This is a genomic window from Geobacillus thermopakistaniensis, assembly GCF_000498995.1.
GTDB lineage: Bacteria > Bacillota > Bacilli > Bacillales > Anoxybacillaceae > Geobacillus > Geobacillus thermoleovorans.
This window is the reverse complement of the sequence record NZ_AYSF01000113.1, coordinates 4,361-17,608: the sequence shown is the minus strand read 5'-3', so window position 1 is coordinate 17,608 and position 13,248 is coordinate 4,361. Positions and strand designations below refer to the sequence as shown.

General features: G+C 54.7%; 11 protein-coding genes, 4 pseudogenes and 1 other annotated feature. Of the genes and pseudogenes, 11 read left to right on the top strand and 4 right to left on the bottom strand.

Going from position 1 to position 13,248, the window contains the following annotated elements; all coding sequences use genetic code 11:
- Positions 1 to 56: 56 nt before the first annotated feature.
- Positions 57 to 319, bottom strand: a sequence feature (23S ribosomal RNA rRNA prediction is too short).
- Positions 320 to 356: 37 nt separating this feature from the next.
- Positions 357 to 1,277, top strand: a pseudogene (locus T260_RS121485) (ABC transporter ATP-binding protein); the annotation flags it as partial.
- 159 nt (positions 1,278 to 1,436) lie between these two features.
- Here the strand turns inward: T260_RS121485 and T260_RS0121330 are convergent.
- The 4 genes and pseudogenes from T260_RS0121330 to T260_RS121495 all read right to left on the bottom strand — a co-directional run.
- Positions 1,437 to 1,805, bottom strand: a pseudogene (locus tag T260_RS0121330) (MOSC domain-containing protein); the annotation flags it as partial.
- A gap of 49 nt (positions 1,806 to 1,854) precedes the next feature.
- A pseudogene (locus T260_RS0121325) lies at positions 1,855 to 2,247 on the bottom strand (MOSC domain-containing protein); the annotation flags it as partial.
- 5 nt (positions 2,248 to 2,252) lie between these two features.
- Positions 2,253 to 3,257: an LLM class flavin-dependent oxidoreductase gene (locus T260_RS121490; protein WP_013523714.1), complete on the bottom strand. Its 1,005-nt coding sequence runs from the start codon at positions 3,255 to 3,257 to the stop codon at positions 2,253 to 2,255.
- Positions 3,258 to 3,518: 261 nt separating this feature from the next.
- Positions 3,519 to 4,505 carry a coiled-coil domain-containing protein gene (locus tag T260_RS121495; RefSeq protein ID WP_023634680.1) on the bottom strand — a complete coding sequence of 329 codons (987 nt, stop codon included), beginning with the start codon at positions 4,503 to 4,505 and terminating at the stop codon, positions 3,519 to 3,521.
- Positions 4,506 to 4,643: 138 nt separating this feature from the next.
- Here T260_RS121495 and T260_RS121500 point away from each other — a divergent pair, with 138 nt between their 5' ends.
- The 10 genes and pseudogenes from T260_RS121500 to T260_RS121535 all read left to right on the top strand — a co-directional run.
- Complete coding sequence (locus tag T260_RS121500) at positions 4,644 to 5,207, top strand: thioredoxin family protein (RefSeq protein ID WP_021322406.1); 564 nt, start codon at positions 4,644 to 4,646, stop codon at positions 5,205 to 5,207.
- Between the two features lie 258 nt (positions 5,208 to 5,465).
- Positions 5,466 to 5,855 (top strand): gamma-glutamylcyclotransferase family protein, encoded by a 390-nt coding sequence (locus tag T260_RS121505; protein WP_014195755.1) that lies wholly within the window; start codon positions 5,466 to 5,468, stop codon positions 5,853 to 5,855.
- Positions 5,856 to 6,214: 359 nt separating this feature from the next.
- Positions 6,215 to 7,573: a type I glutamate--ammonia ligase gene (glnA, locus tag T260_RS121510; protein ID WP_013523716.1), complete on the top strand. Its 1,359-nt coding sequence runs from the start codon at positions 6,215 to 6,217 to the stop codon at positions 7,571 to 7,573.
- 266 nt (positions 7,574 to 7,839) lie between these two features.
- The gene (locus T260_RS121515) at positions 7,840 to 8,727 is read left to right on the top strand and encodes a sulfite exporter TauE/SafE family protein (RefSeq protein ID WP_011231133.1); all 888 of its coding nucleotides are present in this window, start codon (positions 7,840 to 7,842) and stop codon (positions 8,725 to 8,727) included.
- A gap of 287 nt (positions 8,728 to 9,014) precedes the next feature.
- A pseudogene (locus T260_RS0121320) lies at positions 9,015 to 9,866 on the top strand (MBL fold metallo-hydrolase); the annotation flags it as partial.
- Positions 9,867 to 9,936: 70 nt separating this feature from the next.
- Positions 9,937 to 10,146 (top strand): hypothetical protein, encoded by a 210-nt coding sequence (locus T260_RS0121315; protein ID WP_031213372.1) that lies wholly within the window; start codon positions 9,937 to 9,939, stop codon positions 10,144 to 10,146.
- Positions 10,147 to 10,370: 224 nt separating this feature from the next.
- Complete coding sequence (locus T260_RS121520; RefSeq protein ID WP_014195759.1) at positions 10,371 to 10,670, top strand: transporter suffix domain-containing protein; 300 nt, start codon at positions 10,371 to 10,373, stop codon at positions 10,668 to 10,670.
- A gap of 9 nt (positions 10,671 to 10,679) precedes the next feature.
- Positions 10,680 to 11,477 (top strand): SGNH/GDSL hydrolase family protein, encoded by a 798-nt coding sequence (locus T260_RS121525; protein WP_011231137.1) that lies wholly within the window; start codon positions 10,680 to 10,682, stop codon positions 11,475 to 11,477.
- Positions 11,474 to 12,388: an ABC transporter ATP-binding protein gene (locus T260_RS121530; protein ID WP_011231138.1), complete on the top strand. Its 915-nt coding sequence runs from the start codon at positions 11,474 to 11,476 to the stop codon at positions 12,386 to 12,388. Before T260_RS121525 ends, T260_RS121530 begins: the two co-directional genes overlap by 4 nt.
- Positions 12,381 to 13,248, top strand: an 868-nt coding sequence (locus tag T260_RS121535) for an ABC transporter permease (protein WP_023634678.1), incomplete at its 3' end; no start/stop codon positions are given. The genes T260_RS121530 and T260_RS121535, both read left to right, overlap by 8 nt.

Genomic DNA, 13,248 nt, shown 5'->3' with positions numbered 1-13,248 from the left:
AAGAACATTTGCCCGTCGCGGCGACCCGCTCGCCTGCGCTTTTCTTGGTTAAGCCCTCGATCGATTAGTATCCGTCAGCTCCACGTGTCGCCACGCTTCCACCTCGGACCTATCGACCTCGTCATCTTCGAGGGATCTTACCCGCTTCACGCGGTGGGAAATCTCATCTTGAGGGGGGCTTCACGCTTAGATGCTTTCAGCGCTTATCCCGTCCGCACATAGCTACCCAGCGGTGCCCCTGGCGGGACAACTGGTACACCAGCGGTGCGTCCATCCCGGTCCTCTCGTACTAAGGACAGCTCCTCTCAAATTTCCTCCGCCCGCGACGGATAGGGACCAAAATGTCGCCGAAAAGGACGATCGTCGTGTTTGTCGAATACGCCCGCCAGTTTACCCGACCGCTCAACGATTTGGCCAACCAATGGAACACGTTGCTGTCGGCGTTGGCTGGCGCTGAACGGGTGTTGGAAATTTTGGATTTGCCGAAAGAAGAGGAAGACGAGCGGGAAGCGGCGGCCTTGGACCGGCTTGATGGACGCATTGAGTTTCGTCAAGTCGTCTTTTCTTACGACAAACAGCGCCCGGCGCTCGACGGCGTCACCTTTTCCATCGCCCCAGGAGAGACGGTCGCGCTTGTCGGCCCAACTGGAGCCGGCAAAACGACCGTATTGCAGCTGTTGACCCGCTTTTACGATCCAGATCGAGGAGTGATTTTGATCGACGGGCGCGACAGCCGGACGATCAAGCGGGCGAGTTTGCGCCGGCATATGGCATTTGTGCTTCAAGATACGTTTTTGTTCGCCGGAACGATCCGCGACAACATTCGTTACGGCCGGCTTGAGGCGACCGATGAAGAAGTCGAGGAGGCGGCGCGCCAGGCGAACGCCCACTCCTTTATTATGAAGCTGCCGGACGGCTATGACACCGTTTTGGCCCCAGGAGGCGGCGGAATCAGCCAAGGGCAGCGGCAGCTGTTGGCCATCGCTCGGGCGATGATCGCCGACCCGGCCATTTTGATTTTGGACGAAGCGACGAGCAACATCGATACGGTGACCGAAGTGCGCATTCAAGAAGCGCTCGCGCGGCTCATGAACGGCCGGACGTGCTTGGTCATCGCCCATCGGTTGAACACGATTCAACATGCCGACCGCATCCTTGTGCTCAACGACGGCAAAGTGATCGAGCAAGGGACGCATGAAGAGCTGTTGGCTGCAAAAGGATTTTATTTCCAGTTGTATTGCCGCTATTGGAAACGCAGTGTGCATGCGGCCCGATGAGGAATGCGCCTGCCCGGCGACGCCGCTCTCCCGCTGAACCGAAAACGAGCGCCCCGATCGTTGAACAAAGCCATGTGTCGCGAGGGTCGACGATCAGGGCGCCTTTCTATCGCTATGTGAAACGCCGGCTTGTGTCGGGCGTGTCTTGCCAGCATAGGCTTAAGGACGCGTTCGCTCGGAGAGGCGCTTTTGAAACGCTTCGCGCCAGCTTGCGGATAAGGCCGGATGGCTGGCGATTTGCTTTATGGCGGCGGCATTGTCCCGCTCATGATAGTAAATGTGATTGATATACGCGATGGATAGCGCCCCCGCGCCCCGCTCGACGAGAACGAGCGGCGCGCCTGGAGCGACGACGCCCTCTTTGAGAACGCGAAAGTAAAACCCGCTTTTTCCTGTCTGGCAGACGGCTTTCGGCAAATCGGGCAGCTGATGTTTGAACGCCAATTTGGAGCACGGCTGGCGCGGCTGTGACACTTGTACGAGCGCCGTGCCGGCAGCATAAATGTCGCCAAGACACACAAAATCTTGCCGAAAATGACTTCGTGGTGCTTTTCGGAGCGATTTNGACGGCTTTCGGCAAATCGGGCAGCTGATGTTTGAACGCCAATTTGGAGCACGGCTGGCGCGGCTGTGACACTTGTACGAGCGCCGTGCCGGCAGCATAAATGTCGCCAAGACACACATCGTCTTCCGTCAAACCGAGAAGCGTCCAGTTTTCTCCAAACGCCCCCGCCGTAAACGGGCGGCCGTATCGCTCTTCCCAATAGACGAAATGCTCGGACGGATAGGCGCAAATCGCTTTATCTTCTCCTCCGTGATGGACGAGGTCGGCTTGTCCATCTCCAGCCAAGTTTTGTTTGCCGACTGCAACGGGATGAGCGACCGGCGTTTTGTCAATGCCGGTTGTGATCCGCTGGCCGCCGATGTGGAGCGTTTTCGGCTTCCCGACATTAATGGAGAGAATCTGCATCGCGTTCACCCCCATACAGCGTCGGCGATGAGCCGGAAACTCGCGAGTTTATCCTCGAAGTCGTATGTAATCGTCACGAGCATGATTTCCTCTGTTTCATACTTTTCGCTCAGCCGATACAGCTCGTCTTTGACGCGCGCCGGACTGCCGACGATCATCCGCTTCCGATTGTCTGCGATCCGTTTGCGTTCATACGGGCTGTATGGGTAGGCGGCTGCTTTTTCCGGACTCGGCGTGCCGTTGACGGCCATCCCTTGTTCGATCATGAGGAGCGTCAAGTCAAGGCTTCCCGCGATCCATTCCGCTTTTTCATCCGTTTCGGCGCAAATCGCAAATACAGCCACGAGTGTACGCGGCTCGTCCAAATGCGGCGATGGGGTAAACCGGTCGCGATACAGTTGCATGTACTCTTGGCCGCCTTCGCCGTTAATAAATTGCGCGAAGGCGTACGGCAGCCCTTTTTCCGCCGCCAGCTTCGCTGTTTCCGAACTGGATCCGAGCAGCCAAACGTCTGGAGGCGATTGCACAATCGGCGTCGCCTTGACGCCATAAAGCGGGTGGACGGGCGGAAGCGCATCGTGCAAATACCCAAGCAAGTCATCGATTTGCTCCCGATAGCGGTCCGCTGAACGCGGCCGGCCGTCTTGGAGCGCCATCGTCGCCCGCGGCATGCCGCCAGGCGCGCGGCCGATGCCGAGATCGACGCGGCCGGGGGCTAGACCCGCCAACACGCGAAAATTTTCTGCCACTTTATAGGCGCTGTAGTGCGGCAGCATCACTCCGCCTGAGCCGATGCGAATGCGCGACGTTTTCGCCCCGATGTGTCCAAGCAGCACTTCTGGAGACGAGCCGGCGAGGCTGTTCGCGTCGTGGTGTTCGGACACCCAAAAACGCTTGTAGCCGAGCTCTTCGACAAACTGGGCGAGCCGGACCGTGTTTTCAAGCGCTTCTTCCGCGGTCATGCCTTCGGCGATGGGCGATTGATCAAGAACGCTGAGCTTTAGCGGCATGATCATTTCTCCTCCCTCTCGAAATGTTGATGTATCAAGGCTTTCTTTTCCTTGCGGTTGAACGCTCTCCCACCTACGCTCACGCGTGGAAGTGGGGGTCTTCTCGGCGCGAGATGATAAAAATGGTTAGTTCTTATTATGGGATGTTTCGTTTCTTGTTGTCCATTGATTTGCTTTTGCCATCCGACGGCAGCCAGCCAAAAAAAACAGTCCGCCGTTTCAGCCGGCGGATGGCGGCAGACGCCGAAAGAGGATGACATTCTACAAGCGGATCGGGTTTTTTGGTTCAGCGGCTTGGCGGTCGATTTTTTGGCTGCGCCCCCTCCCGGAAAAGAACGAGGAAAACAGTTGTTTGACGCTGTCAACGATAAAGGAGCATCGTTCATACAGCGCTTCTTTTAAGCTGTCGAGCTGGCGGGTCACTTTGTATTGCGCCGCCTCTTGCGCTTCAAGCCGCTCGATGACGGTCTGGTGAAAGACGTGCTGCAACTCGAGCTGTTCCACTAATTTTTGGTACAGTTTTTCTTGTCCTTCCAGGCGGGCGGCCATTCTTTCGGTTGTTTGTTCCCGCTCAGTCGATTGCCGCTCAAGCCGGTGCATCGCTTCACTTTGCACCATCAACGCTTCGATGACCGCTTGGCGCGCTGTTTCTTCTTTTGTAAACTGCTCCTCCCATGCGCGCCGCTGTTCGTGCTCCATCTGCTCGTGAGCGTTGATCGATCGTTCAAGGCGGGCCAGCGTTTCGGCGAGCTCCGCTTGTTCTCGTTGTCCGGCAGCGAGCAATTGCTCAAGCCGGTCGAACGCTGCCGCCCATTGCTTGCTTTGCTCCGCCTGCAGGTTTTGCCCGGCATTAGAGGCATCAATGAAGCGCGAAACGGTTTCAGTTAGTTCGCGATACAGTTCCGTTTGCTCGGTTTGGCTTGCCGCCACCATCCCCTTGAGGCCGTCCAGCGCCTTGACGAGACGCCCGCTATGCTCGGCTTGTTCCGTTTGCCCGGCGGCAAGCGAACGCTCAAGCCGAGTCAAGGCATCGGCGATTTTCTCACGATCATCGGCTTGCTGCTTTCGTCCTTCCTCCACCGCCAGCTTGAGGCGAAGGAACGCCTCGGCCAACTGTTCAAGCAGCTGGGTTTGCTCTTCAATCATTTGTTCCGTTTTGGCGCGTCGGTAATAAAACACCGAATGCGAGGAGGGAGGCGGAGTTGCACCGTACACGCGCGGGGTCATCTGTTTGTTCATGTAAATCAATGGGAAAAGCCTCCTTTCCGTTCGTCTATGTGGCATCATATGCCGCTGCCGCTCGGTCGGTTTGGGCGGTTTATTTGTGGCGTTCCGCTCTCTTTTGGTATAATAGAAAGAGAAAAAATGGAAGAAAGGGTGTTAGGTATGCCAGCTGTCGAATCGAATATGTTTCCGCTTGGCAAACAAGCGCCCCCGTTTGCCCTCACGAATGTCATCGATGGCAACGTCGTTCGTCTTGAGGATGTGAAATCGGACGCAGCGACTGTCATTATGTTCATTTGCAATCATTGCCCGTTTGTAAAGCATGTACAGCACGAGCTTGTTCGCCTAGCAAACGATTATATGCCCAAAGGGGTGTCGTTTGTCGCCATCAACTCCAACGATGCTGAACAATATCCGGAAGATTCGCCCGAAAACATGAAAAAAGTGGCTAAAGAGCTTGGCTACCCGTTCCCATACTTGTATGACGAAACGCAAGAAGTGGCGAAGGCGTACGACGCCGCCTGCACCCCGGATTTTTATATTTTCGACCGTGAGCTGAAATGCGTTTACCGCGGCCAGCTTGATGATTCGCGGCCGAACAACGGCATTCCGGTGACCGGGGAATCGATCCGCGCCGCGCTGGATGCTTTGTTGGAGGGCCGTCCGGTGCCGGAAAAGCAAAAGCCGAGCATCGGCTGCAGCATTAAATGGAAGCCATCCGCGTAAACTGTTGCTTGACTTCTCGTTGTCGAACGGATATGATGAAGAAAGCGTCATTCGTTTGCCGCGGGATCATCGCAAGCCGTGCCGTTGCCGCTCATGGAGCTGGCGCGGCTTTTTCGTTGTCCGCTGTCCGCTTGACAAATTCACACTGGCGCCGCCACGGAGCGGCAAGGATGGATGAGAGGCAGGGCTTCCATTGTTTTTGTTTTCTTCTTCAAGTTTTCATAATCTATGTTATGTAAACAAAAGGAGAAAAGTGAGATGGCGGAAAGACGATATCGAGTGTTTGTGTATGGAACGTTGCTGACCGGCGAGGACAACCATTGTGTTGTAGCTCCTTATGTTCGCGCCGTATGCCCAGGGAAGGTGAACGGCCGTTTGTACAGCGTCGGCCCGTACCCTGCGCTTGTGCTCGGAGAAGAAGGGGAAGTGGAAGGGGAATGGTTGACGGTGACGGAGGAAGGGCTCAAAGCGATGGATGAGCTTGAAGACTACGCCGAAGGACGGGACGATAACGAATATGAGCGGATATGGGTCCGCGACGCCCACCAGCCGATCGAAGGGTACGTCTACGTTTACTTGCCGGAAAAAGCCGCCGGCCTGCCGATCATTTCGTCCGGCTCGTGGCGTCGGCGTGAGGAGAAAACGTAACATCAATAGTGGATAGAAAAAGTCGGCCGAGGAGACGATTATCTCCTCGGCTGGCTTTTTTTGTATAAATATTCGTCTAATTTGAAACCGTTTGCAAAAAAATTCATTATAAAAATACAGAAAAATTGATAAAAAAGTGTTGCCAAACGGCTTCTCTTTTTCTATAATAAAAGCATGTTAGAAAAATAAACGCANCTGGCTTTTTTTGTATAAATATTCGTCTAATTTGAAACCGTTTGCAAAAAAATTCATTATAAAAATACAGAAAAATTGATAAAAAAGTGTTGCCAAACGGCTTCTCTTTTTCTATAATAAAAGCATGTTAGAAAAATAAACGCACGAATGTGAGGTAATGTAACATGTCAAAGCCGTTCGTTTCCTCTACACAAACGGAGTTGTTGGAACAAATCAAAGAGAAGATCAAAGAAAAAAACGTTGAGCTTCTTCATTTGCAGTTTGTCGACATTGAAGGGATCTTAAAGCACGTGACCGTGACGGCTGAACAGCTTGATGATGTCGTCGAAGGGAAAATCATGTTTGATGGTTCGTCGATCAAAGGCTTCTCGCCGATCAACCGTTCCGACTTGTATCTTCTGCCGGATTTGAATACGTTTGCTGTTTTGCCGTGGACGGTCGAGGAAGGCTATGCGGAAGCGCGCTTTCTCTGCTCGGTGACCAATCCGGACGGCACGCTGTTTGAAGGCGACCCGCGCAACGTGCTGAAAAAAACGATCGAGCGGGCGGCGGAAAAAGGATATACGATCTCGGTCGGTCCGGAGCTGGAGTTTTTCCTGTTCAAAGCCGATGAAAACGGCAATCCGACGCTCGAGCTCCATGATGGCGGCGGTTATTTCGAACCGTCTCCGAAAGACTTGGGCGAACGCGTTCGCCTTGAAATTTACCGCGCCTTAAAAGCGATGGGCTTTACGATTGAAGCGTCGCACCATGAAGTGGCGGAAGGCCAGCATGAGATCAACTTCAAATATGCCGATGCGCTCGGTGCGGCTGACAATGCGACGACGTACAAATGGGTTGTCAAAACGATTGCCAGCAAGTTCGGCCTCCATGCGACGTTTATGCCAAAACCGGTGTTTGGCATCAACGGTTCAGGCATGCATGTCAACATTTCCCTCTTCAAAGATGGGGAAAATGCGTTCTTTGATCCGAACGATGCGAACCAGTTGTCAGAAACAGCGTACCAATTCATCGCGGGCTTGCTGAAAAACGTAAAACACTTCGCGGCGGTTACGAACCCGCTTGTCAACTCGTACAAACGGCTTGTGCCAGGGTATGAAGCGCCTTGCTACATCGCTTGGTCCGCTTCCAACCGTTCGGCGCTCATCCGCATTCCGGCCAAACGCGGCGTCGCGACGCGCGTTGAGCTCCGTTGCCCGGATCCGTCGGCCAATCCGTATTTGGCGTATGCCATCATCGCTGCCGCTGGCCTTGACGGTGTCGAAAAAGGTTTAACCGCTCCGGCGCCGATTGATGAAGACATCTTCCATATGTCGGAAGAACGACGTGCGGAGCTTGGCATTGACAACTTGCCGGAAAACTTGGGCGAGGCCATCGCTGCGTTCGAAAGCGGAGAAATCGGCCGCGCGACGCTTGGCGAGCACGTATTCAACGAATACGTCGCGATGAAAAAAGACGAATGGAACAGCTACCGCACGGCGGTCCACGCTTGGGAAGTCGAGCGGTATCAAGGGAAGTTCTGATCGAAAGCCAGCATTCAAAAGGTGTCCCGTCGCCATATTCGGGGCGCCTTTTTTCTGCAGGCGGCTGTTTGTCTTTATGGACGGCCGCGCGGCGCCTTCCGTCCGTCGGCCGCCAAGCCGTCGGTGTTCGCAACGTCATCTTGCGAGCAGGGACTAAAATAAATGATCGCATTTTTTATTTTTTAAAAATTCATAGTTGACATCTATGAATAATGAGATTTAAATTATAAGTAACGCGCTCAACCATTGCAAACGGAGGGAAACCAATGAAAAAACTGATCGTTTTTGTGTTTGTAGGATTTATCGCCCAGCTGATTGACGGCTCGCTTGGAATGGCGTATGGCGTCACGTCGTCGACGTTGTTATTGACGTTCGGCATTGCTCCGGCCGTCGCCTCGGCGTCCGTTCATTTGGCGGAAGTGGTGACGACGGCGGCATCTGGCGCTTCCCATTGGAAGTTCGGCAACGTCGACCGCCGCATGGCCTTTAGGCTCATCATTCCCGGGTCGGTCGGCGCGTTTGTCGGAGCATGCTTTTTAAGCAATTTGCCGGGAGATTTGATTAAACCATATGTATCCTTGTTTTTGTTGGCGCTTGGCTTTTACATTATTTATCGATTTTTAGTGTTGAACGGCCGCGCGCCGTCGACGCCCGGAAAACAGTGGTCCAATAAGCAGCTCGTCCCTCTCGGATTGGTGGCTGGCTTCCTTGATGCGACCGGCGGTGGAGGATGGGGGCCGATTGCGACGCCGGTGTTGTTGGCCAATAAAAGCATGGAAGCGCGCAAGGTGGTCGGCACAGTCGATACATCCGAATTTGCCGTCGCGCTGTCGGCGACGCTAGGATTCGTCATTTCGCTTGGTTGGGAGCAAGTGAACTGGCACTGGGTGCTGACGCTCATGGCTGGCGGGGTCGTCGCTGCACCGATCGCCGCTTGGCTTGTGCGCAAACTGCCGTCCCATTTGCTTGGAGTGTTGGTCGGCGGGTTGATTATTTTGACGAACGTCCGCACGCTCCTGCACGCTTGGGAGGCGCCTGCGCCGGTGTATCCGACCGTTTATGGCCTCATCGTCATCGGTTGGGCCGCGGCGGTATGGCTGGCGATCCGAAACGGGCGGAAAGGAAAGGCGACTGGCAGGGAGTTGGCGTCGTAAGCATTAGGGGGCGCTTGGCAAACGACAGTGTCTTTCCGTTGGCGGCAGCGTTGGATGCGATCGGGTTGAGCATCAGGGAGCTTGTTCGTGCTGCGGAGGGCAACGGTCGACAGCGCCTGCCCTCAAAAATAGCGCGCGGAGCAGTTGTTGCCCCGTTGACGACAGTTGAAACGAGAAGGCGGCTCTTGCCCTCTGGGCAGGGGCTGCTTTTTTATCATCCCCTGTAGCGGGAAGCCGGTTTCTATGTTAAAATATTCTGCATCATCAACCAAAGGGGGAGAGGGAACATGGCACAGCCGCTTGATCTCGGCCGCCGCATTTCACTCATCGATTTGTATGATTTGCGCATGCCGCAGCGCACCGGTACATACGTGCTTCACGAAGAGAACTTGGCGATCGTGGAAACAGGGCCAAGCCCGTCGGTGCCGCATTTGCTTGCTGGGTTGAAAGCGCTTCATATTGATCCGTCTGATATTCGCTATATCATCGTCACCCATATTCATTTGGATCATGCGGGCGGCGTGGGGTTGCTTCTTCAGCATTGCCCGAATGCGATGGTTGTCGTCCATCCGAAAGGGAAGCGGCATTTGGCTGATCCATCGCGCCTCATCGCTGGAGCGAAGGCGGTGTACGGCGCGCAGTTTGAGTCGCTCTTTGATCCGATTCTTCCGGTGCCAGAAGAGCGATTGATCGTGAAAGAGGACGGGGAAACGTTGGAGTTGAGTGCGGAGCGGACGCTTGTGTTTTATGATACGCCGGGGCATGCGAACCATCACGTTTCGATTTATGATTCGTACAGCCGCGGCGTGTTCACCGGCGATACGATCGGCGTTTTTTATCCGCAGCTGCAAGAAGCGGGGCTTACGTTTTGCCTGCCTTCAACATCTCCGAACCAATTTGATCCCGAGGCCATGGAGCAGTCGGCGGCAAGACTTGAGAAGCTGAGACCGGAACGCATTTATTTTGGCCATTTTGGCATGCTGGATGACCCGCAGGAGGCGTTCCGCCAGCTTCGCGTTTGGCTGCCGAAGTTCGTGGCGGCGGGAAAAGAAGCGGTCGACCGTCATCCGGAAGCGCCGGCTGCCGAGCAGGCGAAAATGGCAGCGCACCGGTTGCGCGGCGAAGTGATGGCGTTTCTTGNTAATGTGGACTAAAATTTAGCCGAAAAAGGAGGCGTTCCGCCAGCTTCGCGTTTGGCTGCCGAAGTTCGTGGCGGCGGGAAAAGAAGCGGTCGACCGTCATCCGGAAGCGCCGGCTGCCGAGCAGGCGAAAATGGCAGCGCACCGGTTGCGCGGCGAAGTGATGGCGTTTCTTGATGATCATGGCGCTCCATCTTCGTCGTCGGCGCATGCGGCGATCGAGCTTGATTTGCAAGTGTGCGCGATGGGGTTGATCGATTATTGGCAGAAACAACGGTGATCATTCGATTGGCCTGGCCGATTCGGCTGGGTTTCTTTTTTTGACGGGAAAGCGAAAATTGGAAAAACGGGAAAAACTGTTTTTGTGTGTGTTCGGTTTTTAGGCGGATCATTTCGTGAAATCGCGGTGTATATGTTAGAGTGGAAATAAGCGATCCTGATTCCTGTTGGAAAGAGCGTCCATGAGCAAGGGGGAACGGAAGAGTGAAACAGAGGCGGTCCGTCATGCATCACATTGGCGTCGGGTTCATCATCGCATCGTTCGTCGTTTGGGTCATTCCGCCCATCGCGCCATTTTTACCGTTTTCGACTGCGGCCAAAGCGTCGATCGTTGCGGTTGCCATTGTGGCGGCGGAAATCATGTTTTGGATCGGGGCGCTGTTGGTTGGAAAGGAAGCGGCGTCGAAGCTGAAGAAGTATTGGGATCTGAAACATTGGCGAATAAAACGGCGGTTGTCGGATCAAACCAATGATGGCGAACAATGCCAAGACGGATCGCGAGAGATGACAACGATGAAGAAATGAGGTGGTTGCATGCGACGGAGCACAGTTGCGCTTCTCATAGCCGTTGCCGCCCTGTCCGGAGTGCTTTGGCTTGGCGGCCTGGCATTGGCGGTGCAAGACCAGTTTTTTTCGGCCGCCAAGCCGCCGACGAAAGAACAACGGCCGCCGACGGCTGAAACAAGGCAACATGACGAGAAAATGGATATTGTTGCTCTTGGCGATTCGTTGACGAGAGGAACGGGCGATGAAAGCGGAAAAGGGTATGTCGGCTATATGGTCGATGAGCTTCGCCGGCAAACGGACAAACCGATCCGTGTGACGAACTTGGCCATCCGCGGCCTTCGCTCTGACGGACTGCTTCGCCAGCTTGGCCAGCCTGAGATTCAGCGGCAAGTCGCCATGGCGGATCTTATTGTGATGACCATCGGCGGCAACGACTTGTTTCAAGGCGGGGAAGCGTTGAAACTGGATCGAAAGCAGCTGAATGAGGCGAAACGGCGATATGTAGCCAACCTAGACCGCATTTTCGCCGCGCTGCGCCGCTTCAACAGCGAAGCGGTCATTTTTGCGATCGGTTTGTACAACCCGTTTGGCGATTTAGACGATGCCAAATGGACGTCGGCGGTTGTGCGCGATTGGAATTTTGCATCAGCGGAAGTGGCGGCCCGCTATCCGAACATCGTCGCGGTGCCGACGTTTGATTTGTTTGCCCTCCATGTCAACGACTATTTGTACAGCGACCATTTTCATCCAAACGCGGCAGGCTACAAGCGGATTGGAGAGCGCGTCGCCTCGCTCATCACGTTGACGGAGGAGGGTGAGCAATGACCAAACAGGTGACGTTAGCGGTCAAAGAGCTGCGGAAAACGATTCGCGGCAAGGAAATTATTAAAGGCATTTCGTTTGAGTTGCATGAGGGGGAAGTATTCGGTTTTTTAGGGCCGAACGGCGCGGGAAAAACGACGACGATCCGCATGCTCGTCGGGCTCATTCGGCCGACGTCGGGGACGGTGGCGATTTGCGGGTATGATCTTCACCGCCAGTTTACCGACGCGATCCGCCAGATCGGCTGCATCGTCGAAAACCCAGAAATGTATCCGTATTTAACAGGCTGGGAAAACCTTGAACATTTCGCCCGCATGATGCCGGGAATTGGTGCAGATCGGATCATGGAAGTGGCGAAGCTCGTCGGCCTTGAACAGCGCATCCATGACCGAGTGGGCACGTATTCGCTCGGCATGCGGCAGCGGCTCGGCATCGCTCAGGCGCTGCTTGGAAAGCCGAAGGTGCTCATTTTGGACGAGCCGACCAACGGCCTTGACCCGGCCGGCATTCGCGAAATGCGCGCCTTCATCCGCTTTTTGGCGGAAACGGAAGGGTTGAGCGTCCTTGTTTCATCGCATTTGTTAAGTGAAATTCAATTAATGTGCGACCGCGTCGCCATTATGGCGAAAGGACGGCTCTTGGCCGTGGACACGGTTGAGCGGCTGTTAAACCAACAGGCGCGCGTCGTCTGGAAAGCCGCTCCAACGGATCGGGCGCGGGCGCTGTTAGCGGCGGAAACCGAGGTGTTGCGCGCCGATGAAGAGACGATCGTCACGCCATATGAGCCGTCGAGACTAGCCGCTTGGAACGCCAAGCTTGTCCAAGCCGGCGTCTCGGTTTCGGAAATTGAACCGCGGCTGCCGACGCTCGAGGACTTGTTTATCGAGCTGACAGGGGGCGAAACGATTGAGTAAGCTCGTGTATAATGAAATGTTGAAAATCGTCCGCAAAAAGCGGCTATGGGTGATCGCCGCCATCATTGCGGTGCTCGTCGCCTTGTTTACATACGCCCAATACCGCGAGACGGAAGAGTTGAGAAAACGGCTTGGCACGACCGACTGGCGGACGCAGCTGCAGCAGCAAATCGTCGATTTGCAAAACCGCTTGCAGTCGCCGAGCATGTCTGAGGAATGGCGGAAATACTTGCAAATCCGCCTCAAGCAGCAGCAGTACTACTTAGAGCACAACATTAATCCGTCCGCCCCTGGAGCGCCGACGTTTATGCGCACGTTTATCGAAAACGCCATCGACTTGTTTTTGCCGCTTTTAGTGATGGTGGTTGCGGCCGATTTAGTGTCGTCCGAGGCAAGCGCTGGAACGATCAAGCTGCTTCTCGTTCGGCCGGTGAAGCGGTGGAAAATTTTGTTGAGCAAATATATCGCGTTGCTCCTGTCGGTGTCGCTCATTATGCTGATGGCGGCGGTGCTGTCGTATGCCATCTCCGGACTCGTGTTTGGATATGGCGGCTTCCGTCTGCCGCTATTGACCGGATTTGTCCAGCAAGGAGAGGATCTCAATACAGCGAATGTCCACATGATTCCGCAATGGAAATACATTTTGATCGAGCTCGGGCTGGCAGCGTTTGTGAGCGTTGTCGTCGGCACACTGACGTTTATGTTTTCCGTGCTGCTTAGGAGCACGGCGGCGGTGATGGGCATCATGCTGGCAGCATTGATTTCTGGCGCGATTTTGTCGAACATGGTGTCGTCGTGGCATTCGGCAAAATATTTGTTTATGGTCAATTTGTTTTCGGCCAAGTTTTCGATTTGCTTTT

Coding starts and splice junctions, on each gene's coding strand:
- T260_RS121525 (WP_011231137.1), top strand. CDS start 10,680: ATGCGACGGAGCACAGTTGCGCTTCTCATAGCCGTTGCCGCCCTGTCC.
- T260_RS121515 (WP_011231133.1), top strand. CDS start 7,840: ATGAAAAAACTGATCGTTTTTGTGTTTGTAGGATTTATCGCCCAGCTG.
- T260_RS121505 (WP_014195755.1), top strand. CDS start 5,466: ATGGCGGAAAGACGATATCGAGTGTTTGTGTATGGAACGTTGCTGACC.
- glnA (WP_013523716.1), top strand. CDS start 6,215: ATGTCAAAGCCGTTCGTTTCCTCTACACAAACGGAGTTGTTGGAACAA.
- T260_RS121500 (WP_021322406.1), top strand. CDS start 4,644: ATGCCAGCTGTCGAATCGAATATGTTTCCGCTTGGCAAACAAGCGCCC.
- T260_RS121530 (WP_011231138.1), top strand. CDS start 11,474: ATGACCAAACAGGTGACGTTAGCGGTCAAAGAGCTGCGGAAAACGATT.
- T260_RS121520 (WP_014195759.1), top strand. CDS start 10,371: ATGCATCACATTGGCGTCGGGTTCATCATCGCATCGTTCGTCGTTTGG.
- T260_RS121490 (WP_013523714.1), bottom strand. CDS start 3,257: ATGCCGCTAAAGCTCAGCGTTCTTGATCAATCGCCCATCGCCGAAGGC.